18 protein-coding genes are annotated in these 23,424 nt (G+C 68.7%); 10 read left to right on the top strand and 8 right to left on the bottom strand.

Annotated elements, in window-relative coordinates; translation table 11 throughout:
• On the top strand, positions 1–1,410 hold the full coding sequence (locus tag FFS15_RS06755) for a glycosyltransferase (protein ID WP_137844249.1): 1,410 nt from the start codon (positions 1–3) through the stop codon (positions 1,408–1,410).
• 6 nt (positions 1,411–1,416) lie between these two features.
• Here the strand turns inward: FFS15_RS06755 and ligD are convergent, their stop codons facing one another.
• Positions 1,417–2,661, bottom strand: coding sequence for a non-homologous end-joining DNA ligase (gene ligD, locus FFS15_RS06750; protein ID WP_137844248.1), 1,245 nt, complete (start codon positions 2,659–2,661; stop codon positions 1,417–1,419).
• A 97-nt stretch (positions 2,662–2,758) separates the two neighbouring features.
• Positions 2,759–3,679 (bottom strand): Bax inhibitor-1/YccA family protein, encoded by a 921-nt coding sequence (locus FFS15_RS06745; protein ID WP_137844247.1) that lies wholly within the window; start codon positions 3,677–3,679, stop codon positions 2,759–2,761.
• A 155-nt stretch (positions 3,680–3,834) separates the two neighbouring features.
• Between FFS15_RS06745 and FFS15_RS06740 the strand changes: the two genes are divergently transcribed.
• The 3 genes from FFS15_RS06740 to FFS15_RS06730 all read left to right on the top strand — a co-directional run bounded on the left by FFS15_RS06740 (position 3,835) and on the right by FFS15_RS06730 (position 7,010).
• Complete coding sequence (locus FFS15_RS06740) at positions 3,835–4,845, top strand: glycerophosphodiester phosphodiesterase family protein (RefSeq protein WP_137844246.1); 1,011 nt, start codon at positions 3,835–3,837, stop codon at positions 4,843–4,845.
• A gap of 72 nt (positions 4,846–4,917) precedes the next feature.
• Entirely contained in the window at positions 4,918–5,919 is a 1,002-nt protein-coding gene (locus FFS15_RS06735) for an ABC transporter ATP-binding protein (RefSeq protein ID WP_137844245.1), read from the top strand.
• Entirely contained in the window at positions 5,916–7,010 is a 1,095-nt protein-coding gene (locus tag FFS15_RS06730) for an ABC transporter permease (RefSeq protein ID WP_137844244.1), read from the top strand. The genes FFS15_RS06735 and FFS15_RS06730 overlap by 4 nt, the downstream gene beginning before the upstream one ends.
• A gap of 163 nt (positions 7,011–7,173) precedes the next feature.
• Here FFS15_RS06730 and FFS15_RS06725 read toward each other — a convergent pair whose 3' ends face one another.
• Complete coding sequence (locus FFS15_RS06725; RefSeq protein WP_171013110.1) at positions 7,174–10,527, bottom strand: DUF5979 domain-containing protein; 3,354 nt, start codon at positions 10,525–10,527, stop codon at positions 7,174–7,176.
• A gap of 279 nt (positions 10,528–10,806) precedes the next feature.
• Between FFS15_RS06725 and FFS15_RS06720 the strand changes: the two genes are divergently transcribed.
• The 3 genes from FFS15_RS06720 (at position 10,807) to FFS15_RS06710 (ending at position 15,312) form a co-directional block, all read left to right on the top strand.
• Entirely contained in the window at positions 10,807–12,576 is a 1,770-nt protein-coding gene (locus FFS15_RS06720) for a bifunctional metallophosphatase/5'-nucleotidase (protein ID WP_137844242.1), read from the top strand.
• 211 nt (positions 12,577–12,787) lie between these two features.
• Positions 12,788–13,750 (top strand): hypothetical protein, encoded by a 963-nt coding sequence (locus FFS15_RS06715; protein WP_137844241.1) that lies wholly within the window; start codon positions 12,788–12,790, stop codon positions 13,748–13,750.
• Positions 13,747–15,312 carry an insulinase family protein gene (locus tag FFS15_RS06710; RefSeq protein ID WP_137844240.1) on the top strand — a complete coding sequence of 522 codons (1,566 nt, stop codon included), beginning with the start codon at positions 13,747–13,749 and terminating at the stop codon, positions 15,310–15,312. Before FFS15_RS06715 ends, FFS15_RS06710 begins: the two co-directional genes overlap by 4 nt.
• Positions 15,313–15,343: 31 nt before the next feature.
• Here FFS15_RS06710 and FFS15_RS06705 read toward each other — a convergent pair whose 3' ends face one another.
• From FFS15_RS06705 to FFS15_RS06685, 5 genes are all read right to left on the bottom strand, one after another.
• Positions 15,344–16,087, bottom strand: coding sequence for a class I SAM-dependent methyltransferase (locus FFS15_RS06705; RefSeq protein ID WP_171013109.1), 744 nt, complete (start codon positions 16,085–16,087; stop codon positions 15,344–15,346).
• A 73-nt stretch (positions 16,088–16,160) separates the two neighbouring features.
• Positions 16,161–17,135 carry an aldo/keto reductase gene (locus FFS15_RS06700; protein ID WP_137844238.1) on the bottom strand — a complete coding sequence of 325 codons (975 nt, stop codon included), beginning with the start codon at positions 17,133–17,135 and terminating at the stop codon, positions 16,161–16,163.
• A 28-nt stretch (positions 17,136–17,163) separates the two neighbouring features.
• Positions 17,164–17,547, bottom strand: a complete 384-nt coding sequence (locus tag FFS15_RS06695; RefSeq protein ID WP_137844237.1) for a DUF2255 family protein — start codon at positions 17,545–17,547, stop codon at positions 17,164–17,166.
• Positions 17,548–17,596: 49 nt separating this feature from the next.
• On the bottom strand, positions 17,597–18,274 hold the full coding sequence (locus FFS15_RS06690; protein WP_137844236.1) for a flavodoxin: 678 nt from the start codon (positions 18,272–18,274) through the stop codon (positions 17,597–17,599).
• Between the two features lie 69 nt (positions 18,275–18,343).
• Positions 18,344–19,225 (bottom strand): aldo/keto reductase, encoded by an 882-nt coding sequence (locus tag FFS15_RS06685; RefSeq protein ID WP_137844235.1) that lies wholly within the window; start codon positions 19,223–19,225, stop codon positions 18,344–18,346.
• Between the two features lie 136 nt (positions 19,226–19,361).
• Here FFS15_RS06685 and FFS15_RS06680 point away from each other — a divergent pair, with 136 nt between their 5' ends.
• The 3 genes from FFS15_RS06680 to FFS15_RS06670 all read left to right on the top strand — a co-directional run bounded on the left by FFS15_RS06680 (position 19,362) and on the right by FFS15_RS06670 (position 23,367).
• On the top strand, positions 19,362–20,273 hold the full coding sequence (locus FFS15_RS06680) for a helix-turn-helix transcriptional regulator (RefSeq protein WP_137844234.1): 912 nt from the start codon (positions 19,362–19,364) through the stop codon (positions 20,271–20,273).
• Positions 20,274–20,442: 169 nt separating this feature from the next.
• On the top strand, positions 20,443–21,912 hold the full coding sequence (locus tag FFS15_RS06675) for an alpha/beta hydrolase domain-containing protein (protein ID WP_171013108.1): 1,470 nt from the start codon (positions 20,443–20,445) through the stop codon (positions 21,910–21,912).
• A gap of 219 nt (positions 21,913–22,131) precedes the next feature.
• Positions 22,132–23,367, top strand: a complete 1,236-nt coding sequence (locus FFS15_RS06670; protein ID WP_137844232.1) for an ABC transporter substrate-binding protein — start codon at positions 22,132–22,134, stop codon at positions 23,365–23,367.
• Positions 23,368–23,424: the final 57 nt, after the last annotated feature.

Genomic DNA, 23,424 nt, shown 5'->3' with positions numbered 1-23,424 from the left:
GTGTCGACGAGCTTCCCCGAGGCTGAGTACCTGATCCTGTCGAGCCGGCTCATCCCCGACCACGACGGCGGCTACGCGATGGCGGTGCTCTCGCGGGCCCGCCAGATGGCGGCGGCGGGAGTGCACGAAGGCCGGGGTCCGCTGCTGCTCACGTTCGACCCGGGCACTGCCGCCGATCATGCGCGGCATCGGTCGGCCTTCGTCGGCCGCGACCTGGTTGTCGCGGAAGACCGCATGCGCAACCTGTTCGATGAGGCGGCGGGGCCGCACGGCGGGGCTGCCGACTGGCTGCGCAGGGCCGGGCGCCCGGGCGAACCCGACCCGGCGCTGGAGTACCGCCGCATCGACGACGCCGAGGGGCGCGCGGTCGTGGGCATCCCGGTGATCCACGGCGATCCCGACTGGCACATCACGACCGCTCCCGTCGCGGTCTACGACGCCGATGGACGCGTCGCCGGCATCGTCGACGGCTTCGGTGCGCTCTATCGCGCGTGGCTCGAGCACGTCGTCGACGGGCTGCGCGCGGCGACCCCCGCAGAGCCGCGTCCGGTCGTCGTCGTCTGCGAGTCGCGGCAGCTGGGCGAGCTCATCGCGGGCTGGTCCGATCCGGGCGTGCGTCTCATCCACTCCATCCACACCATCCACCTCGAGCCGCCCTTCACCCCCGACGCGCCGGTGAACGCCCTGTGGGAGCGCTGGTTCAGCGTCGCCGAGCGCTTCGACGCCGTGTTGTGGCTCAGCAGCGCGCAGCGCTCCGACGCCGTCCAGCGGTTCGGCGATGAGGGCGTCCACCTCGTGATCCCGGCGGGGGTGCCGGCGGCATCCGCCATCGTCCCCGGCTCCGAGCGCGACCGCGGCCGCGTCGTCATGCTCAACCGCCTCGCGCCGGGCAAGCGCGTCGACCACGCCATCCGGGCGTTCCGGGCGGTCGTCGAGGCGGTCCCGTACGCGCAGCTCGACATCTACGGCGGCGGCGCCGAGCGCGAAGCGCTGCAGGCGCTGATCGACGCCGAGGGGCTCGATGCACACGTGGCTCTGCGCGGGATCACCGACGATCCCGAGCGCGTTCTCGATGCGGCATCGGTCTTCGTCACCGCGTCGGCGTTCGAAGGTCAGGCGCTCGCGATCGTCGAGGCGATGGTGCGCGGCTGCCCGGTCGTCGCCTACGACGTGCCCTACGGTCCGCGTGACCACCTCGCACACGGCGGGGGAGTGCTGGTGCCCGATGGCGACGAAGCAGCTCTCGCCGCGGCGATCGTGCGCGTGCTCGAGGACCCCGAGGAGCACGCCCGACTGTCGCGCGAGGCGGCGCAGATGGCCCGGCGTGTGGATCCCGATCACGTCACCGCTGCGCTCGCGCAGGCGGTCGCCGACGTCATCGCGGCGCCCTCGCGCCGCGCACAGTGGTAGCGGCCGTCAACCGGTCGGACGCCCCGGCCACACCTTTCCGGCCCAGGGGTCGTAGTCGGCCAGCAGCTCCTCCTGGGGCGGGCGCTCGGGCTCGGGCACGTGCTGCAGGTTCACCCGCACGCGGTACCACAGCGAGCTCGACCCGCGCATGCCGTCGACGAGCTCGTCTGCGGGGTGCAACTGGGCGGCGGCGGACGGATGCTGCACCTTCCACTGCTCGAGAGCCGCGACGGCCTGGGGCTTGGTCTGGGTGCGGGCGACCTCGATGAGCGGCATCGTGGACTGGCGGCGGCCGTCGGCCGTCCCCGCGCGCGGCGGCTTCTCGGCGGGACCGAGCTCGTCCGCGAGCCGCAGCAGCCCGTCGAGGGTGCCGACCGCGTCGTCGATGCCGTCGTGCGGGTCGCCGATCTCGGCGAACCGGTCAGGAACCGTCAGCACCGTGAACTCCTCCGGCCGCCGCGAGCGCACCTCGTCCCACTCCATAGGCGTCGACACCCGGGCATCGGGCAGGGGTCGGATCGAGTACGCGGAGGCGACGGTGCGGTCCTTCGCGTTCTGGTTGAAGTCGACGAACACGCTCTCGCCGCGCTCCTCCTTCCACCACCGGGCCGTCGCGAGCCCCGGGGCGCGGTTCTCGACCTCGCGCGCGAGTGTCTCGGCGGCGAGCCGCACCTGGCGGAAGTCCCACTCCGGCGCGATCCGCACCAGGATGTGCAGGCCGCGTGAGCCGCTCGTCTTCGGCCACCCGACGAGCCCGACGTCGTCGAGCACGTCGCGCACGACGAAGGCGACGTCGACGATCTGCTGCCAGTCGACGCCCGGCATGGGGTCGAGGTCGATGCGCAGTTCGTCGGGGTGATCGAGGTCTTCCGCCCGCACCGGGTGGGGGTTGAGGTCGAGGCAGCCGAGGTTGACGATCCACGCGAGGCCGGCGGCATCCCGGATCACCGCCTCTTCGGCGGACGTGCCCCGGGCGTAGTGCAGCGTCGCGCTCTCGACGAAGTCGGGGCGGTTCTCGGGAACCCGCTTCTGGAAGAACGCCTCCTGGTCGATGCCCTTGACGAAGCGCTTGAGCACCATCGGGCGTCCCGCCGCACCCCGCAGCGCGCCGGACGAGACCGCCAGGTAGTACCGCACGACGTCGAGCTTGGTGAGTCCGGGCTCGGGGAAGACGACCTTCGTCGGGCTCGAGATGCGCACCTCGTGGCCATCGATCTCGAGGATCTCGCCGGTGGGCTTCGCGGGGCTCATCTCATCCACGCTACCCACGAGCGGATGCCGCGACCAGACCCGCCGCCCGGGAACGACGAAGGGGCCGCCCACCGGACGGCCCCTTCGCGAGAAAGTGCTAGTTGCTGCCGCGGACGATCGCGAGGATGCGCAGGATCTCGACGTACAGCCAGATGACCGTCACCATGATGCCGAACGCCGCGAGCCACGCGAACTGACGCGGAGCGCCGTTGCGCACACCCTGCTGCACCTGGTCGAAGTCGAGCACCAGCGAGTACGCCGCCATGATCACGACGAGGACGCCGATCACGACGCCGAGCGGCAGCCAGCCGAACAGCTTGTAGCTGTGCAGGCCGAACGCCATGTCGGCCGGGATGATGTTCGTCCACATGAGCACGAGGTTCAGCAGCGAGAAGACCAGGTAGCCGATCATCGCGATCATGAAGATCTTCGTGGCCTTCTTCGACGCGCGCACCTTGCCGCTCGCGAAGAGGGCGAGGGTCACGCCGACCACCGCGAGCGTCGCGAGGGTGGCCTGCATGACGATGCCGGGGTAGAGGAACTCGAAGAACGCCGAGATGCCGCCGACGAAGAGGCCCTCGAACGCCGCGTAGCCGAAGATGAGCGCCGGGCGGATCTTCTTGCGCGAGCCGAAGATGACGACCATCGCCATGACGAAGCCGCCGATGCCGCCGATGATCCACGGCATCATGGTCGGGGACGGGTTCGCGACGCTGACCGGTGCCAGGGTCCAGATCCAGCCGGCGACGGCGGTCACGAGCAGGATCGCGAAGAGGCCGACGGTCTTCCAGACGGTGTCTTCGACCGTCATCCGGTCGGTCTCGATGGCGCCGGCTGCGGGGGCGGCGTACATGCCCTCGAGCTGGGCCTGGGCGGCTGCATCCGTCGCCGCGCTCTGCGTGGTCGCGAACTGCGTCTGCCCGCCGATTCCTGCGGCCTGCGAGCCGCCGGGATAGGTCTGAACGGCGCGCGGGTCCTGGAACGCCGGGTTGTTGAACGCGGGGTTGTTGAGGGCCACTGCTCTCACACTCCAAGGTCGTGGTTGTCACAGCACTGTGCTGTGGGGTCAACAGTAACCGACACGCCGCATACCGCGGCATTCCGGGGCTGGGAGACCTCTTTGAGCGGATGCCGCGCCACACCGCCGCAGCCGGCCGCGGGTACCCTGAGACGATGCCTCGCCGCAGCCCGCTCGTGATCGGTCACCGCGGTGCGCCCGGCTATCGTCCGGAGCACTCCCGCTCGTCGTACGACCTCGCCCTCGAGATGGGGGTGGACGCCGTCGAGCCCGATGTCGTCGTCACCCGTGATGGTGTGCTGGTGGTTCGCCACGAGAACGAGATCTCGGGGACGACCGACGTCGCAGACCGCGCCGAGTTCCACGAGCGCCGCACGACGAAGACGATCGACGGTGCGGAGCTCACCGGCTGGTTCACCGAGGACTTCACGTGGGACGAACTGTCGACGCTGCGGTGCCGCGAGCGGCTGCCGAAGCTGCGGACCACGAGTGCGAGCTTCGACGACGAGCAGCCGGTGCTGCGCCTGCGCGACGTGCTCGACCTCGTGCGCGAGGGGTCGCTCGCGCAGGGGCGCGAGATCGGGGTCGTGCTCGAGATCAAGCACGCGACCTATTTCTCAGCGCTCGGGTGGGATGTGGCAGGCCTGGTCGCCGCCGAACTGCGCGAAGCCGGGTGGGCGGAGGGCCGGCTGCCGCTGACGATCGAGTCGTTCGAATCGACCGTGCTGTACGCGCTGCAGGACCGTGGCATCCCGGCGTCCTACATCTACCTGCTCGAGGCGGCCGGGCGTCCGTTCGATCTCGTCGCCGCTCGTGGCAAGGCCGCCCCGACCTACCGTCAGACCGCCGCGCCCGCGGGCCTGGACGCGCTCGTCGGGCAGGTCGACGGGATCAGCGTCGACAAGCGCATGATCCTCGCCCCCGACAAGCTCGGCCGTGCGACGGGGCCGACACGGCTCGTCGCCGACGCTCACGAGCGCGGCCTCCGCGTCTTCACCTGGACCGCGCGACCCGAGAACGCGTTCCTCGTGCGGGAGTTCCGCGGCGCGGGCAGTCCGGGATCGTTCGGCGACTACGAGTCGGAGTGGGCCGTGCTGCGCGATGCCGGCATCGACGGCGTCTTCGTCGACCATGCCGATCTCGGGGTCGCGTTCTTCCGCCGCTGAGGGCGGCGCGAACGTGCGCGACGTGGCGTGGCGGCATCCGCTGCTCGAAGCTCGACCTCTAGGGTGTGGAAGATGACCTCCCCCGGCATCGTCGCCTTCGGTGTGCGCCGCTCCTTCGGCGACGTGCACGCAGTGCGCAATGTGACTCTCGAAGCCCATCCCGGCCGTGTGACCGGCCTTGTCGGCCCGAACGGCTCGGGGAAGACGACGCTGCTGCTCATGCTGTCGTCGCTGCTCGCCCCCGACGCGGGCGAGATCCGCATCAACGGCATCGACCCGCTCGTCGACCCGCAGGGAGTGCGGCGGATGCTCGGTTGGATGCCGGATGCCCTCGGCGCGTGGGGCGCGCTCACCTCGCGCGAGACCCTGGTCGTGACCGGGCGGCTCTACGGCATGAGCAAGCCCGAGGCCCTCGCGCGGGCCGACGTGCTGCTGGCCGACGTGGGGCTGTGGGATCTCGCCGGTTCGCCGGCGCGTGTGCTCTCGCGCGGTCAGAAGCAGCGGCTGGGGCTCGCCCGCGCGCTCGTCCACGAGCCGCAGGTGCTGCTGCTGGACGAGCCGGCGTCTGGCCTCGACCCGCAGGCGCGGATCGATCTGCGCGGGCTGCTGCGCCGCCTTGCCGCGGAAGGCCGCACGGTGCTCGTGTCGAGCCACATCCTGTCGGAACTCGAAGAGGTCGTCGACGATGCGGTGTTCCTGGTCGCCGGCGAGACCGTCGACAGCGATCGGATCGCCGCTGCGGCGCTGCGCGCGCGGCCGTGGCGGGTGCGGCTCGCGGGTCTCGAGGCGACGGATGCGGCAGTGCGCATCGCGGCCGCCCTCGGGGTCGACCCCGCCGGCGTCGGCACCGATCGGCGCGACGCGATCGTCGCCTTCGACTCCGACGAGGCAGCCGCCGGAGCGCTCCGCGCGCTCGTTGCGGCAGAGCTCCCGGTCGCCGAGTTCGCCGCCGCGCAGGGGAGTCTCGAGCGGACCTTCCTCGATCTCGGCGCCTCAGGTGCGGCATCCGACCCCAACCCCGAACCCGATCCCGATCCCGAACCTCGACCCGATGGACAGGAGGCGACGTCGTGAACGCCCAGCGCCTCGGCACCATCGTGCGACTCGAACTGACCCAGCGCACCCGCACGGTCGCGTGGTACGTGCTGCTCGGCGTGTTCGCCGCGATCCTCGTGCTCGTGACGATGTTCTCGTTCATGGCATGGGGCTCGATGGCCGAATCGGGCTCGGGCATCTACTCCACGATCGTCTACATCACGTTGCTGCTCGTAGTGCTCGTCTCGCCCACGCTCAGCGGCAACGCGATCAACGGCGATCGGGATGCCGCGACCCTCGCGCCCGTGCAGGTGACGCTCGCGACGACCGGCGAGATCCTGTTCGGCAAGTTCCTCGCGGCATGGGTGACAGGGCTCGCCTTCGTCGCAGTGTCGGTGCCGTTCCTCATCATCGCGACGCTCGCCGGCGGCACCGACGCCGCGACGATCTTCGTGTCGCTGGCGGTGCTGATCGTCGAGGTCGGGGTGATCGCCGCGATCGGAGTGGCCCTCAGCGGCATCCTGGCCCGTCCGCTCTTCTCGGTCGCCGCGACCTATCTCGTCGTCGCCGCGCTCGTGATCGGCACGCTCATCGCCTTCGCGCTGCTGGGGTACTCGTTCCGCTCGGAAGCCACCAGCACCTACCGGTCGTACGACTACGCGTACGAGGGTGATTCCTTCCCCTGCATGCCGGGAGAGGTGTCGAGCGACGACTATCCCTGCGACCCCGACATCCCGATCGAATGCGGCGAGTGGCAGACCGACACGTATGAGGTGCCGCGCTTCGACCGGGTGTGGTGGATCCTCGCGGCCAACCCGTTCGTGATCCTCGCCGACGCGACGCCGGCGCAGTTCGACGCGAACGGCTACCCGGTCGACCTGTTCGGCAACATCAAGGTCGGCGTGCGCGGAGCTCAGCAGCCGCCTGTTCTCGAGCACACGTGGGACGACTGCACTCCGCCGCCCGAGGACTTTCCGCCGACGCCCGAGGAGATCGTCGCGGCGAGCGCCGCGAGCTGGTTCATCGGGCTCGCGCTGCAGGTGCTGCTCGCGGCGGTGCTGATGTGGTGGGCATGGCTGCGCACGCGGACTCCCGCGCGACGCATGCCACCGGGAACGCGCATCGCCTGAGCACACTCGCGTAATGAATCGGGGTGCGCGGCATCTCTTCCACGGGGGAGGGACCGTCGAATCCCCAGACGACGGTTCATTCACGCCGTCCAGCCCGAAACTGACGGCCGCCGGGGAGTCTGGGTGCCACCCCAGACCCCCGGCGCTCATGCCGTGCTCGGCGTCAGCTGCCGGTCGCGGTTCGCGAGCGGCGTCGGGCGACCAGCAGTGCGAGGCCGGCGACGATCATCGCGAGAGCCGCGCCTGGGACCACCGGTGACGTGCCGGTGCCGCCGGTGGCCGGCAGATCACGCGTCTCGGCGGTGTTGGCGAGTGTCAGCTCGACGACGCCGTCATCGCGGGTCGAGGTCATGGGGAGCACGACCTTGCCGTCCTGATCAGGCGTGAGCGCCTGGCCGTCGACGACCCACACCGGCGTGCCCCAGTCCACACCGGGGATGTCGGGCAGCGCGCTCTCGCGGGCTTCGATGATCGAGCCGACGGGGAACCATGGCGAGAGCAGTTCGACCTCGGGCTCGAGGACGACCGGCGTCTGGGGCTCGTAGTCCCACCACCAATCGGCTGGGAACGTGGTGCCGGCCGGGACGGCCGAGGCGCCGTCGCCCTCGACGGTCTTCGTCACGGCGAAGCGCGTGAACTGCTCGACCGTGTTCGTGACGGTCAGCAGCGTCGGCTCGCCCCGGCGCACGATTACCGTGTTCCCGGGATCCCATGTCGTCTCGGCCCACTCGTAGCCGGGAGGGAGGGCCGCCAGGTTAGCTTCATCCTCCGTGAGTCGCAGGATCGTGCCGATCGGGAACTGCAGCGGTTGGCCGGCCTCGTCGACCGGACCGGCGGGCGTGCCGTCGGTGGGGATCTCGAAAGTGCCGGAGGTCTCGACCCCGCCCGGCTCCCATCCGACGTAGTCGATCGTGAGCGAGTCGATGAGCAGCTGGTCGGCATCGATGCCCTCGAGGGCCTTGGCCACCTCGAAGGTGCCGGTGAGGAGGACGGCGCTGTTGACCATCGACCCGGAGACCACCGACGCGCCCGCGGCCCCGATCACGAGCTCATCGGGGTCGAAGGTCGTGGTGGTCCAGTCGACCTGGCGCAGACGCGGCGGCTGGAGCTCTTCGAAGGTGATCACGGTGCCGTATGGGAACGTGCGGGGGGCTCCGTCGGCATCGAGAGGGCTCTTCGGTGTACCGTCGGCGGGAACGCGGAGCACCCCGCGCTGCGCATCACCCGACGGCGTCGTCGCGGTCCAGACGACCGTGAACTCGGTCGCCTCGGGAACATCGTCGAGGGAGATTCCCTCGAACCGCTTCGACAGCTCGAACGTGCCCTCGAGCACGGCGTTGGCGACCTCGATCTCGATGTCGCCGGACTCGGGCAGGGGGATCTCCACGATGGCGGTCTCGAGCGGACCCGCGCCCTCGAAGTTCTCCGGGGTGAAGGTCTCGGTCTCACCATCGACGGTCACCGTGATGACGGGGAGCGCCCACCCCGCAGGGTCGACGGGCACGCCGTTGAGCGTGGGCACGAGCTCGGCGAGCTCCAGCGTGTCGGCATCCGTCTCGAGGTCGTCGAGAAGTTCGGGATCCCCGAGCGGCAGCGGGCGGGTGGTTCGTTCGGGGGACGGGTCGGTGTTGTAGCTGACGGCGTACGCGTAGGCGGAATCAGCGGCTTCGCCGTCGGCCGACTTGACGATCGTCACGGTGCGGTCGAGGTCTGTGGGGACGATCGCGTTCGTGAGGGTCACGGCCACGACGGCGCCGTCTTCGCCGATCACGAACGTCCTCCCGGGATTCCACGCGACGCCGGACCATTCGTATCCGGGCGGAGGGTCGATCCCCGAGAGGTCCTCGGTGAGGACGATGCGCGTCCCCAAGGGGAAGTCCTCACCGACATCCAGCGGAGTGCCGTCGAAGGGCACGTCCAGCCGGCCGGACCCGATCTCCTCGCCCGCGTACAGCGCCACCCAGTCGACAGGCACGGTGGCCTGCGACGGTGCGCCGCCGTCGCCACTCGAGAGGTCTTCGATCGTCTTGGAGATGCTGAAGGACCCGACCTGCGTGGTCGCCGTGTTCGCCACGACGATCTCCGCCGTCCCCGCGCCGACCGTCAGGGGGTTCGGTGTGATCGTCGGCGTGCCCCACGCATAGCCGGGCACGCTCGCAGGCTCGACCTCTTCGAACTCGATCACGGTGCCGATGGGGAATTCCTCGCCCGCGGGCGCGGGGGTTCCGTCTGCGGCAACCTCGAGGGTGCCCGTCGCCACCACGCCCTCGGGGTCGGTCGCGGTGTAGTTGACCGTGAAGGTCGTCCCCGGGGGGAGGTCAGCGGGGTCGATCCCCTCCAGGCTCTTGCTGACGGCGAATGTGCCGCTGTCGGCGTCGCACGTCAGCTGGCCGGCGAAGAGGAAGGTGTGCACCTCGCCGCCCCTGATCGTCACGTTCTGGCCCAGCACCTGGCCGTCGAGGGGCGCCGCAGTGACCGTGACGTCGGCGGTCGGCGCGTAGATCGAGCCGTCGATCCGACCGCCTTCTGCGGCGGTTACCGAGACGGGGCCGGTGAGTTCGGAGAGATCCCAGAAGGTGTAGGGCGAGTACGTGCCCTGCGGGTCGACGCGAGCTCCGATCACCTCGGTCGTGCCTGCGGGCACACGGATGATGAGCGGGTTGGCCACGCCGGGAGTCGGACCGGGAGAGAACTGGATGAGGGCGGTCCCGGCGATGTCGGTGTAGTCGACGACGTTCGGCCGGTCGGGGCTGAGCGGCTCGAGCACGACGCGTGCACCGGCATCCTCCGCCACCCCGACGGGGTACCCGACCCCGGCGGCGATGCCGTCGAGGCAGTCCGCCGCCGCTTCGTACGACGCTTCGGCATTGGCTTCGACGTAGTCGGCGACGGCCGTGGTCGAGGTGTCTGCGGTGTAGATGCTGTTGCCGCCCGCCGGCCCGGTCGGCGGGGTGGAGTCGGCGGGGTACCGCTGGTGGGTCGCGTCGATGAGAGGGGTCTGGTCGACGTTCGCCGGGTTCGTGTTGAGTCGGATCCAGTCAGCGCGGGCGAAGGACTGCCACGGTCCGTCGCGCTCGACCATCTTCAGATCGCCCCAGAGCGTGGGCTCGTTCGTGCCCGCACTCGTGATGGCGAGGATGCCGGTGCTCGACGGGCTGTAGCTGCCGACGAGGAAGCGCGTGGGGTCGCCGTCGACCGTCGGGAGCGTGTAGTCGCCGGTGCCGGCCGCCACGTGGATGATCGAATAGGTGCCGCTCGAGCCCTGCACCGTCGCCGTGTCGCCGACGGCGACACTGCCCTCGACCTCTTGGTTCTGCAGGAGGGCGTTCTCGCGCGCGTAGACGGTGAAGCCGCCGTTCATCGCGAACGGGTTGAACGAGTCGGGGTAGGCGGCGTGGGCCGGCGCCGCGAGCGACGTGTCGAGCGCGGCTGCGCCGGAACCGATGAGAAGCATTGCGGTGGCGGCTGCCACCGCGCGGCGGAACCGGCGGTGGATCGGTCGTCGGGTGCGCGACATGTGGAGCAGGTCCTTCCGAGCACTCCTTCGGGCGGAGCGCTCTCGTTCAGCACAGCGGTGCATCGTGCCTCTGAGCGACCCTGTGCGAGTAGGCGGACTGGTCGGGTTGTCCGGTCGCTGCGGCGGCGAGGTGAGGCCGTTGGATTACCGCAATGCTAGCGGCATGTCCCGTTCGCGTCGCCAGGGTCGCGACTTCGAGAGCCGCGAAAGTGACTCTTCCCAAAACGGTCGGATGTGGGCAATGTTGCTGGTACTCAGACCCGACAGAGGAGAGCCTCCATGTCAATCGTTCGCACGCGTCATAGCGTCGCCGCCGCCGTCGCAGCCTTGGCACTGGTGCTCACCGGTGCCGCTGCAGCAGAGGCCAAGGGGCCGCCGCCGAAGTCGCAGATCGTGACCGTCAACCTGATCGCTTTCAACGACTTCCACGGTGCGATCGATCCGCCGACCGGCAGCGGAGGTCTCGTCAACGGCACCCCGGCCGGCGGCGTCGAGTACCTCGCGACCGCCGTCAAGGCGCTGCGGGCACAGCAGGAGTTGGAGTCGCCCCACAGCTTCACGGTGGCCGCGGGCGATCTCGTGGGCGCGAGCCCCCTGGTGAGCGCCGCTTTCCACGACGAGCCGACGGTGGAGGAGATGAACTCCCTCGGCCTCGACGTCACGAGCGTGGGCAACCACGAGTTCGACGAAGGCGTGGACGAGCTGCTCCGCCTGCAGGATGGCGGCTGCCACCCGGTCGACGGCTGTCTGGACGGCGACGGGTTCGAAGGCGCCGACTTCCCGATCCTCGCCGCGAACGTCGTCGACAACGACACCGATCTTCCGATCCTCGCGCCGTACACGATCGAGAAGATCGGCGGCGTGAAGATCGCCTTCGTGGGGATGACGCTCGAGGGCACGCCGGGCATCGTGAACCCGGCCGGGATCACGAATGTCACGTTCCTCGACGAGGCCGAGACGGCCAACCGATACGCCACAGAGCTGCGCAAGAGCCACGGCGTGCGGTCGATCGTCCTCCTGCTGCACGAGGGCGGCCAGCAGGCCAACCAGACCGATCTGAGCGGTTGCACCGGCTTCTCGGGCGCCGTGACCGGAATCGTGTCGCAGCTGGACCCGGCGTACGGCGTCGTTGTCAGTGGCCACACCCACCGGCCCTACGCCTGCGCGCTGCCGAACTCGTCGGGCGGCAACACCGTCGTGACGAGCGCGGGAACCAACGGGACGATCCTGACGGACATCGGCATCACGATCGACAAGCAGAGCAAGAAGATCGTCGCGGCTGAAGCGAAGAACATCATCGTCGAGAACGGGGTCAAGAACCCCGACGGCACCTGGGCGACGACCTCGCCGGGCGTGTACGTCCGCAACCCCGCCACGATCGACGCCGATGCCAAGGTCATCGCCGACAAGTACCGCAGCGCGGTCGCCCCGCTGGCCAACCGCGTGGTCGGCTCGATCTCCGCCGACATCACCCGCGACAACAACACGGCGGGCGAGAGCGCGCTGGGCGATGTCATCGCGGACGGCATGGTCGCCTACACGCCCGGCTCCGATCTCGCGCTGATGAATCCGGGCGGCATCCGAGCCAACCTAGTCTTCGCGAACTCCCCGGGCGGCGAGCCCGCCGGAGCCGTGACGTATGGCGAGGTCTTCGCGGTTCAGCCGTTCAACAATCTGGTCGTCACGGTGTCGCTCACCGGAGCTCAGCTGAAGGAGGTGCTCGAGCAGCAGTGGGCAGGCTATGCCGGCCAGCCGACGACGAAGATCCTGCAGGTGTCCGCCGGGTTCACCTACACGTACTCTGCGTCCGGGCCGCTGGGCAGTCGCGTCAGCGACATCCGGCTCAACGGCACGCCGATCGACTCTGCCGGGACGTATCGCGTGAGCACCAACGACTTCCTCGCGAACGGGGGCGACGGGTTCACCAAACTCACCGTCGCCACCGGTCGCACGACGGCGCCGGGCTTCGACGTCGACTCGTTGGCCTCGTACCTCGCCGCCGGCCCGCAAGGCCCCGGACCCATGAACCGGATCACGATGGTGCCGTGACGGTGATCTGACAACACGCGGAGGGCCGCGATCCCGGTTTCATGGGATCGCGGCCCTTCGCTGTCACTGCGTGATTCACGCCGGGTCACTTTCTTGACCGGTACCCGCATATGCGGTTTTCGGTGCTGAGCGCAACCCCTGTTTCCGTCGGGTGCCGCGCTGTTAGCGTGACCGGCACCGCCGCCGCAGCCGACGGCACGAGAGGACGACGATGAACCCCGGGACTGACGACAGCGTCGCCGATGCCTATGACCGGCTCGGATCGGTTCCCGAGTTCTCCGCCCTCGCGGACGCGGTGGGGCGCCGCGACTGGCCGGGGGCCGAGGAAGCGCTGAGCGCTCTGCCTGCCGACCAGGAGTCGTACGCGATGGAGCTTCTCGCCGACGAAGACGGCGTCGAGTCGTTCCTCGAGGATGCGGCCGAGGCGCACCCCGCGTCGGCTCGTGCACGCACCGCGCTGGCGGCACGGTGGATTGTCCTGGGGTGGTCGGCGCGCGGCCACGCTGACGCCTCCGAGACATCCGCAGAGGAGTTCGATGCCTTCCGCGAGTGGCTCATCCGCGCGGAGCGACTGCTCACCGCTGTCTGCGCGCACGAACCGGCCTACGCACCGGCCTGGGCGGCCCGCATCCTCACCGCCCGGGGCCTGGAAGTCGGGCAGTCCGAGGCGATCCGGCGCTACCGGCAGTTGAACGCGGTCTTCCCGCACCACTTTCCCGGGCAGCGCGACACTCTGATCTACCTGTCGCCCCGGTGGCACGGCGACAATCGCACCGCGCACGCCTTCGCGCTGAGGGCGATCGAGGAAGCGCCAGACGGAGCCGACTCCGGAGCGCTGGTCGCCTTCTACCATCTGGAACGCTGGATGGAAGCCGGTCGCGGTGAGGCCGGTGCCGCGATCCTCGCCCAGCCTGCGGTGCTCGTCGAGATCCGAGATGCTGCCGCACGGTCGGTTCTGCATCCCTCGCACGTGCCGAGCCCTCTCGGAATCCAGGCGCAGAGCGCCTTCGCACTCGCACTGTGGTTGGCCGGAGAGCGCGCTGATGCCGCAGTACACCTCCGTGCACTCGACGGCAGGGCGAGTGCCTTTCCGTGGGACCACGCCATCGCCGGTCCGCATGCCCTGCGCATCGTGGCGGAAGAGGTACTCGGCCCGCAGGAGGCGCCGAGATGAGCCTCGGCGCCGACGCAGGCACGGGATCCGGTGTCGTGAACGGTGTGCCGGTGCTGTTCGCCCACCGTCCCGGACCGGTCAGCGGGGGTCTCCTCTTCCGCGTCGGCTGGTCGGACGAGCCGCTCGCCCGGGCAGGCATCACCCATCTGGTCGAGCATCTCGCCCTTCACGGCCGTCACGACGTGAGCGGGCACCACAACGCGTCGACGGGCGAATCGATCACACACTTCCACGCAACCGGCACCGAGGCCGAGGTCGTGGCCGCACTGAGTGGGACGTGCGCCGCACTGCGCGAGATGCCGCTGGGGCGGATGGAGGTGGAGAAGGAGATCCTGCGCACGGAAGCCGCCGGCCGAAGCTTCGGCGCCCTCGACCGGCATCGTCTGGAGCGCTACGGCGCCCGCGGCCCGGGCCTGGCGGGCTTCGCAGGGTTCGGCCTCAGTGCGATCACCGTCGACGATGTTCGCGACTGGGTGAGCGAGTGGTTCGTCATCGGCAACGCCGTGATGTGGATCACCGGCGCGGGAGTCCCGCCGGACCTCGACCTCCGGCTTCCCCCAGGGCCGCGGCGGCCGGTGCCGGTCTGGACAGACCTCCTCATCAGCACCCCGGCGTTCTGCCGCGGCAATCCGGGCGGCGTACTGCTGGACGCCGTCGTCCCCCGGTCGGCCGCCGCATCGCTGTTCGCGAAGGTGGCCTCCCGCGCGCTGTTCCGGGTGCTGCGGGACGAAGGTGGCTACTCGTACGCGGCTCAATGCGAGTACGAGCCCATCGGCGCGGATTCGGCGCGCGTCACGATGTACGCCGACGCGCTCGAGGACGCGCAGGCGGCGGTCGTGGGAGGGATGGTCGATGTTCTGGCCGCTCTCCGCGGCGGAGCGGTCGATGCGAACGACCTACTCGCGAGCAAAGAAGCCGCCCGGCTCGCGCTCGACGACCCGTTCATCGACGCCGCGATGCTTCCGGGGATCGCAATGAACGAGCTGATCGGTGGCGAGCGCCGGGATGCCGCCGAGTTGCAGCGGGAGGGCGATGCGGTGACGATCGCGGACCTCACCGCCGTGGCGCAGGCGGTGTGGGATGACGCCCTCATCCAGATCCCGGAGGGCGCCCTGGACTGGGCAGGATTCGCCGCCCTCCCCACCTGCTCGACCGCCGAGATCACCGGTCGCTCCTTCCCCCGCCTCGATCAAGCGGACGCCGAGCTGGTCATCGGCGACGACGGGGTCATGATGCGGAGCGCGGATGGTCGGACCACGGTCCGCTTCGAGGATTGCGTAGCCCTGGAAAGCTGGCCGGACGGGGCCCGAACGCTCATTGGCTGCGACGGATTCGTCGTCCACATCGAGCCGACGCTGCACGAAGACCTCGATCTCGAGACCATCGCCTCGGTCGATGCCGGCGTCGCTCCGACGAACCACCTCCCGCGGCCCGCACGACCTCCGGAGCAGATCCCACAGCGACCGCCGGCGCCATCGGGCGCGTCCGGCCCTACCCGCCGGCGCGGGTGGCGCTGGTGGGAGTCCAGCCGCATTGCCCCTCCTCGCAGCCGCGAGGAGTGACCGACCTCGACGCTCGAGTCCCGATCACGCGTCAGGTGCCGGCTTCGTAGACGAGCGCATCAGTGACGTGCGGCAACTGGAGTGTGTCCTTCTGACAGGTGTCGGGGTGCGCGTCGAGCACTGCTTCGACCTGGCCGATCATTGTTGTGCGCGCCCGCTCGGTGGCGGCGAGGAAGGTGCTCACGGTCAGCCAGCGGTCGAGGTAGGTCCGGCGTGAGATCTCTTCGATCCAGGAGACGCGGATGCTGCCGACCTGTGTGAAGCCGGGGACATCGAGGACCGGGAGCGCTTGGGCATCGGCGTCGTCGTCGTCTTCGGCGGGGTGCGCAATCCTGTGCGCGTCGGAGTCCCACGCGCATCGGGGGTCGGGGCCGTTCCAGATCAGTGCGAGCCGGCCGTCGGGGGCGAGGACGCGTCGGATCTCACGCGAGGCGGCCTCCGGCTCGAACCAGTGATACGCCTGGGCCACGGTGACGAGATCGCAAACGGCATCGGGGAGCGGGATCGCCTCGGCAGTGCCGATGAGTGCTCTCACCTGCGGGAGCTTGCGACGCAGCTGGGCGAGCATCGGTTCCGAAGGCTCGACCGCGATCACCTCATCGGCTCGGGAGATCAGGCGTTCGGTCAACTTGCCGGTTCCCGCTCCCAGATCAAGGACCCTCTTGACCCGGTCGGGCGCTACGGCGGCAGCGATCTCGACAGGAAAGCCGGGACGGGACCGCTCATACTCTGCGCCGATGGAAAGGAAGGTGGCGGCGAGGTCGGCATCGGTCACGCCGCCGATGATAGCGGCGCGATGCCGGCCGGGCGCGAGAGCATGGCCGGCAACGCGGGACAACTGACGCCTCTCAGAAGCCCCCCGCCGCACGAACGCTGTAGTGCTCCTCGAGAGCTGTGAGCTCCTCAGGCGTGAGTTTGAGTCCCACGGCAGCCGCGGCATCTGTTAGGTGGTGCGGCTTGGTGGCGCCGATGATGGGTGCCGTTACGACCGGGTTGGTGAGAACCCATGCGAGAGCGACCTGGGCCATCGGCACGTCCCGCGACGTCGCGACCTGCTCGACGGCATCGATCACGGGGCGGTCGCGTTCGGTGTCGGCGAAGAAGCTGTTGCCGACAAGGTCGTCGGAGGATCGCTTCGTCTGCTCGCCGGCGGGTCGGGCGACGCGTCCCTTGGCGAGCGGACTGTAGGGGACGCTGCCGACGCCTTGGTCGGCGAGGAGTCCGAACATCTCGCGTTCTTCTTCGCGGTAGAGCAACGAGTACTGGTCCTGCATGGAGATGAACCGGGTCCACCCGCGGACGTCGGCTGCGGTCTGCATCTTGGCGAATTGCCACGCCCACATGGCAGATGCGCCGAGGTAGCGGACCTTCCCGGCCTTCACCAGGTCGTGGAGGGCTTCCATGGTTTCTTCCACCGGGGTGTTCGGGTCGAAACGGTGGATCTGGTAGAGGTCGATGTAGTCGGTTCCGAGTCGGGTGAGGGACGCGTCGATCTGCTGCATGATCGCTTTGCGCGACAGGCCGCTGTCGCCCGGTCCGTCGCCGACCTTGATGAACACTTTCGTGGCCACCACGATCTCGTCGCGTTGAGTGAACCGCCGGAGCGCTTCTCCGACGACGCGTTCGGAGTCGCCGTACGAGTAGACGTTGGCGGTGTCCCAGAAGTTGATTCCGAGGTCGAGTGCTTGCCGGAAGTAGGGCAGCGCTTCGTCTTGCGGCAGGGTCCACTGCTGGAAGCCGGTAGTGGGGTCGCCGAAGCTCATACAGCCCAGCGCGATGCGGCTGACGCGGAGGCCGGAGCGGCCGAGGCGGGTGTATTCCATCGGGTGGTGTCCTTTGACTGTCATGGGGTCAGTGGCCGTCGGCAGGGAGGACTTTGAGTGTGGTCTGCAGCACATCGGGTCCGGTGATCGCCGCGATCGGCGCCGCCCCGAACCGGTCGTATTTCTGGTGGAGTTTGGCGGTCAGGGCGTGCCGCACGGCGCGGTCGGCTAGTTCGAAGGAGACGTCTTTCGTGACTCCGCCTGCGGAGATCTGACCGGTGCCGGAGGCCACTGCCCGACGGAACCACCCGTTCTCGGGTCCTCTTGCTGAGCGGATGTAGAGGGCGTCGCCCAGGGTGGTGTGCCAGATGGGGATCGGGGATCTGAGTGTTCCGTCTGGACGGCGCGTGGAGATGAGCAGCTCGGTGGCAGAGTCGATCGCTGCCAAGTCTTCGGTGGTCCAGATGGTCATGTCTATTGGTCCTTCAGTTCGAAAGTCAAAGTGCCAGCGGGGTGGTGGTTCACAGACCGATACGGCGTATCCAGGCGGCGACGTCAGCACCGGCCTCTGTCGCTTGTTCGCCTTGGACTGCGAGGCTCTCGCCCAGGGTGGAGTCCGGGCAGAGTTCGGCGTAGTCATTTTCGACGCGGCCGATGCCGCTGACGGCGTAGGTCACGAAGGGGTGGATCGTTTTCCCGGCAAGGTCCGTGCTCTCCACGAAGGTGCGCATGATCATCGGGGTCTGCACGTTCCAGACCGGGCTACCCAGGAGCACGGTGTCGTACGGGGTGAGGTCCGGCAGGGGGTTCGCGATGGCGGGTCGGGCGTCTACGTTTTCCTCTTGCACGTTGCGGGCCACTGTCGCCTCGTAGTCCTCCGGGTACGGGTCCGCGGCTTCGATCCGGTAGATGTCGACGCTGGCGGTGGCGGCGATCATCTCGGCGACGACTTGGGTGTTGCCCGTTTCGAGAGCGATGCGGTCGCCGTAGTAGTAGTTCTCGCCCGGCCGGGAGAAGTAGGCCAGGAGCACGCGGTTCGTCGAGGTCGGGGCCGCGGCGGGGGTGGGGACCGTGGCCGGTGTGGGCGGAGATTCGGTGGGCATGGCAGCCTCCGGGCTGGGGGTGCAGGCGGCGAGGGTGCTGGCGAGCAGGCCGGCACCCAGCAGGCCTGTCGTGATGAGGAAGTCGCGTCGGTCCATGAGCGCGTCGCTTCTGGCCGTGATCGCGCGGGTGTGAGCGCGGGATGGCGGCTCATACCCGCGCCGGTTTCACGCTTCGGGGATGGCGCGTCCGAACGTTTCGAGGGTGATGACCTCAGGCTCGGGCCCGCCGCGGACGCCGGTGTCGAGCGCGTCGAGCTGCGCGATCTCCTCAGCGGTGAGCTCGAAGTCGAAGACGTCGAAGTTTTCCGTGATCCGCTCTGACTTCGTGGACTTCGGGATCACTTGCACGCCGTTCTGGATATGCCAGCGGAGCATGACCTGGGCGGCAGACTTGCCGTACTTCTCACCGATCGCGAGGATCACCGGCTCATCGAAGCTGCGCTTCGCCGACTCCCGGTAGGACGTGATTCCCCCGATCGGGGACCAGGCCTGCGTCGTGATTCCGTGCTCCGTGTGGAGCGCGACGAGCTCCTTCTGCTGGAAGTACGGGTGCAGCTCGATCTGGTTCACCGACGGCACGATATCGGTCTGCTCGAGCAGCTGGGTGAGGTGCTCGGGCATGAAGTTGCTGACACCGATCGCACTGACCTTCCCATCGGCGAGAAGCTTCTCCAGCGCCTTGTACGCGCCGATCGTCTTCTCGAACGCGGACGGCAACGCCTGGTGCAGAATCAGCAGGTCGATCTCGTCGACGCCGAGTTTGCCGGCGCTCTTGTCGAACGCGTGCAGGGTCTCCTCGTAGCCGTAATCACTGATCCACACCTTCGTCTCGATGAAGATCTCGGAACGATCGACACCAGACTCGCGGATGCCCTGACCGACCTCGCGCTCGTTGCCGTACGCGGCAGCAGTGTCGATGTGTCGGTACCCGGCCTGCAGCGCCGCGGCCACCGCAGCCACGGTCTCGTCGGGTGGTGTCTGGAAGACGCCGAGGCCGATCGCGGGGATCTCGACGCCGTTGTTCAGGGTGAGGTTCGGAGTAGTCATGGTTCCACGGTATGCACGATGCCTCGAGGGGTGAGAGTCCCTGGCATTCACCCCCAACACATGCTGCACTACGCCTCCGTGGGGGTAACCGCCAGGGACTCTCACCCGTGGGCCAGGCGGGTCTAGCGTCGGATGCATGGACACCAGGCACGAGGTACAGGAGTTCCTCACCGCGCTCCGCGGCCGAATCTCCCCCGAGAAGGCTGGGCTCACAACGTTCGGCGGCGAACGCCGGGTCCCCGGTCTGCGCCGCGAAGAAGTCGCCCAGCTCGCAGGGGTCAGCACCGCCTATTACACCCGCATGGAACGCGGCGATCTCGGCGGGGTCTCTGACAGCGTCCTCTACGCGCTCGTCAACGCGCTGCAGCTGAACGACGCTGAATCCGAGCACCTGTTCGACCTCGCCCGCAACGCCACCGGCACACGCCGACCCTCGCGGTCCAAGCCCGTCGCGCGACTCTCCCGTCAACTCGCGCAGCTGATCGAGACCATGCGGGACGTACCCGCCGTCGCTCTGTCCAAGCTCGGCGATCCCCTCGGCTCGAACACCCTCGGCCGCGCGCTGTTCCCACATCTCTTCCCCACCGACGCCCCGCCGGTCAACACCGCCCGCTATCTCTTCCTCGACCCCCGGTCCCGAGACTTCTACCCGGACTGGGATACCGTCGCGCGTGAGTCGGTGTCGGCGATGCGCCTCCTCGCCGGCCACGACCCCAGCGACCGTCAACTGGCCGCTCTCGTCGGCGAGCTCGCCACCCGCAGCACCGAGTTCCGCACCTGGTGGGGCAGCCACACCGTCCGCACCCACACCACCGGCACCAAACGCATCAACCACCCGATCGTCGGCGACATGACGCTCAGCTACCAGACCCTCACGACCCAGTCCGCCCCGGACATCCGGCTCGCCACCTACCTCGCCGAGATCGGCAGCCCTTCCGCCGACGCCCTGGATCTCCTCCGCAGCTGGGTGGCCACACCACTCACGGCAGAGCAGCCCAGACTCACCACCGACCCATCCGCCCCACCGAAGGATCCCAATCGTGCCTGATTCAACAGGTCACCGGGTGGCCGTCATCACGGGTGCCACGACGATTGCGCGCGCAGAGTCAAGTCCGCTGCGCGACAGGAAAACCGCGCCCTCGCCACCGCCGTGAAACTGCCATAGTGCCGGGTCGCGTGAGCGACCGCGTATCGGCGCCTACCGAAAGGCAACAACGATGTCGCAGATCGAGTCGAAGAAACCGGGGGTGAGGCGCCGTACGTTGGGTGTGCTCCTCATCCCCACCCTGATCGTCGGAGGACTGGTGTCGATACCCGTCGCGGCGAACGCCGCGGAGCCGGTCGGCACTGCGATCCTGACCGAGGTCGATGTTCCCGGCACGTTAATTCAGAGCGCCGCGGCCGTCGACCTCGCCGCTGCGGGATACACCGAAACCGAGTACTACGCCTCGGGAACCGCGAACCGCTATGACGGGACGGCGGGTACGACGACCGCGACCGTGCTTGACGGCGGCCACGCGTACACGACCCGCGTGATCGTGCGCACGCCGTCTCCCGACAAGTTCAACGGGTCGCTGGTCGTCGAGTGGAACAACGTCACCATCGGCGTCGACGGCGAATTCGTCTTCGGCGAGGTGAACGAGTATCTGCTCCGAGAGGGCTATGCCGTCGCCGCCGTGTCGGCTCAGCGCAACGGCGTCGAGACGCTGAAGACCTGGGAGCCGACCCGGTACGGCACGCTGAGCGTGGACGCGAACGTCTGCGGCAGCGGCGGCACATCGCTGTGCACCGGCGACCCGTTGTCGTTTGACATCTTCACGCAGGTCGCCAAGGCCGTGGCCGACAACAGCGGCGGAGCGTTGGCCGGACTCGACGTCGAGAGCGTCGTCGCCACCGGTCAGTCGCAGTCCGGCATCCGGTTGGCGACGTACTACAACACGATCCAGCCGATCTACGACTACTTCGACGGGTTCGTCTACCACGACCGCGCGGCTCCGCTGCGGGCCGATGTGGACACACCGGCCATCACTGTCGACTCAGACGCCCTGCACGCCCTGGGATCCTGGCCCTACTGGCAGACGAGCACCTGGACGCGCGTATGGGAGCTCGCCGGCGGCACGCACGGTTCCGAGTTCGTCCGGCAGTACATGGACGTCGCCTTCGCTCGCGATCAGGCCAAGCTCGGACCCGACGGTCAGCCCATCACGTTCACGCAGTGGCTTGAGCCGTCGTGCGCCGTCGTCGACACCGCGACGGGTGGGCAATTCGGTCCGGTGGACACCGGGTATGTGCTGGCGGCCGCATTCAAAGCCATTCAGACCTGGAACGCCACGGGGGAGCCAGCACCGCCGTCGATCTACTTCGATCGGGATGCCGCAGGTACGCCGATCCGCGACGCCCAGCACATCTCGCAGGGCGGCATCCACCTTCCGGCGCTCGTCGCACCGACCATGTTCTTCGACGCGTGGAACGGGCCGCCGTACCTCTTCCCATGCGCCGTGGGCGGCTACCACATCGACTACACGCCCGCCGAGCTGAAGGCCATGTACGGCAACCACGGCAAGTACGTCTCGCTGGTGTCGAAGACGGCACAGAAGCTCGTCGAGCAGGGCTACCTGCTGGCGGAGGACGCGCAGGCGGAGATCCGCACCGCAGCGCAGTCGGACGTGGCGAAGAAGGGGAAGTAGTCCTCTGGACGTGGGCGGGTGACCTCGGACCGGGGTCATCCGCCCCTCGCATGTGAGTCCCAGCACCGATCGTCTGTTCTGACCCGATTGCAGCGGCGCGTCCTTCGCTCAAAGTCAATGGCCATACGCCCAGAGGCAAGTGGGAATGGCGGCTGCGTTCCATGCTGAAACCCAGCGACGCGGGACAGCGATGTCCCGCACAATCCGAGAGGCACATCCATGAACAAGAAACTCCTCGCGCTCGCCGGCGTCGCCGCCGTGTCAGCGCTGGTCCTGTCCGGCTGTTCATCCGCCGACAGCGGCGACGGCGGCGATGGCGGCGGAACGCCGGCAACAGGCGAGCCGATCGTCGTGGCCGGTCTCAGCGGACTCACTTTCTTCCCCGAGGCGCCCCAAGCGGTGCAGGCGGTCTTCGACGACTACAACGACGGCGGCGGCTTCAACGGCCAGCCCATTGAATACACCGTGTACGACGACAAGACCGACCCGGCCGCGTCGGCCACGGCAGCGAAGGATGCTCTGGACTCCGGAGCCGTGGCCCTCGTGGGCTCCTCCTCGCTCCTGGACTGCGCCGTCAACCACACCACCTGGGAAGACAACAACATCGTGTCGCTCCAGGGCACCGGGGTCGACTCGTTCTGCTTCGGCACCCCGAATATCGCTCCGGCCAACACGGGCCCGTACTTCGACATGGCCGCGACGCTCTACGACGGCTCCGAGAACCTCGGCTATGAGAGCATCTGCGCGCTCCTGGTGACGGACGACGAGGTCGGCAAGGCCAACTACTACGACATCATCGACAACTGGGAAGCCGCGACCGGCAACGAGATCTCCTACGTGGATGACACCCTCGTGCGTGGCCAGGCCTCGTACGCGGCCAACATCTCGAACCTCAAGAGCGCGGAGTGCGACGCGATCGTGGCGAACGAGGTCGGTGTGGCGGATGCCGCCATCATCGCCGAGGCGTCGAACCAGGGTCTGAGCCTGCCGTTCCTCCTGCTGACGTCGGCGTACTCGGACGAGTTCGCCGCATCGGTCAACTACGCCGGACCGATCTCGCTTCCGGCCGAGTTCGCTCCGTTCACCGACCCGGAGGACACCACGACGACCGAATGGCGCGCCGTGATGGAAGACCACGGTGTTCCGGCGACGTCGTTCGCGCAGGGCGGGTTCCTCGCAGCTCAGTACTTCATCACGATCCTCGAGACGATCGAGGGTGACGTGACGCGGGACTCGTTCACCGAGGCTGCTCGTGCGATGACCGAGCCGTACGACGGCGTGGGGTCGGGCATGACCGGCACCCCGTGGATCTTCGGTGAAGGCGACTCGCACCAGCCGAACGCCGCCGCATGGCCGCTGATCATCGAGCCGAACACCCAGACCTGGGTTTCGGTGGGGCCGTGGCTGACCGGTGACCAGATCGGCTTCGTGCCGTTCGAGGTCCCGGCCGGCTAGCACGTCCTGAGAGGGCGGTTGCGGGAGCTCCACGGAGTTCCCGCAACCGCCTCCCCG

Origin of the sequence: Microbacterium sp. 2FI, from assembly GCF_005502885.1 — a bacterium.
Lineage (GTDB): Bacteria > Actinomycetota > Actinomycetes > Actinomycetales > Microbacteriaceae > Microbacterium.
The sequence above is the reverse complement of the archived record's forward strand: the minus strand, read 5'-3'. Positions and strand labels throughout refer to the sequence as shown.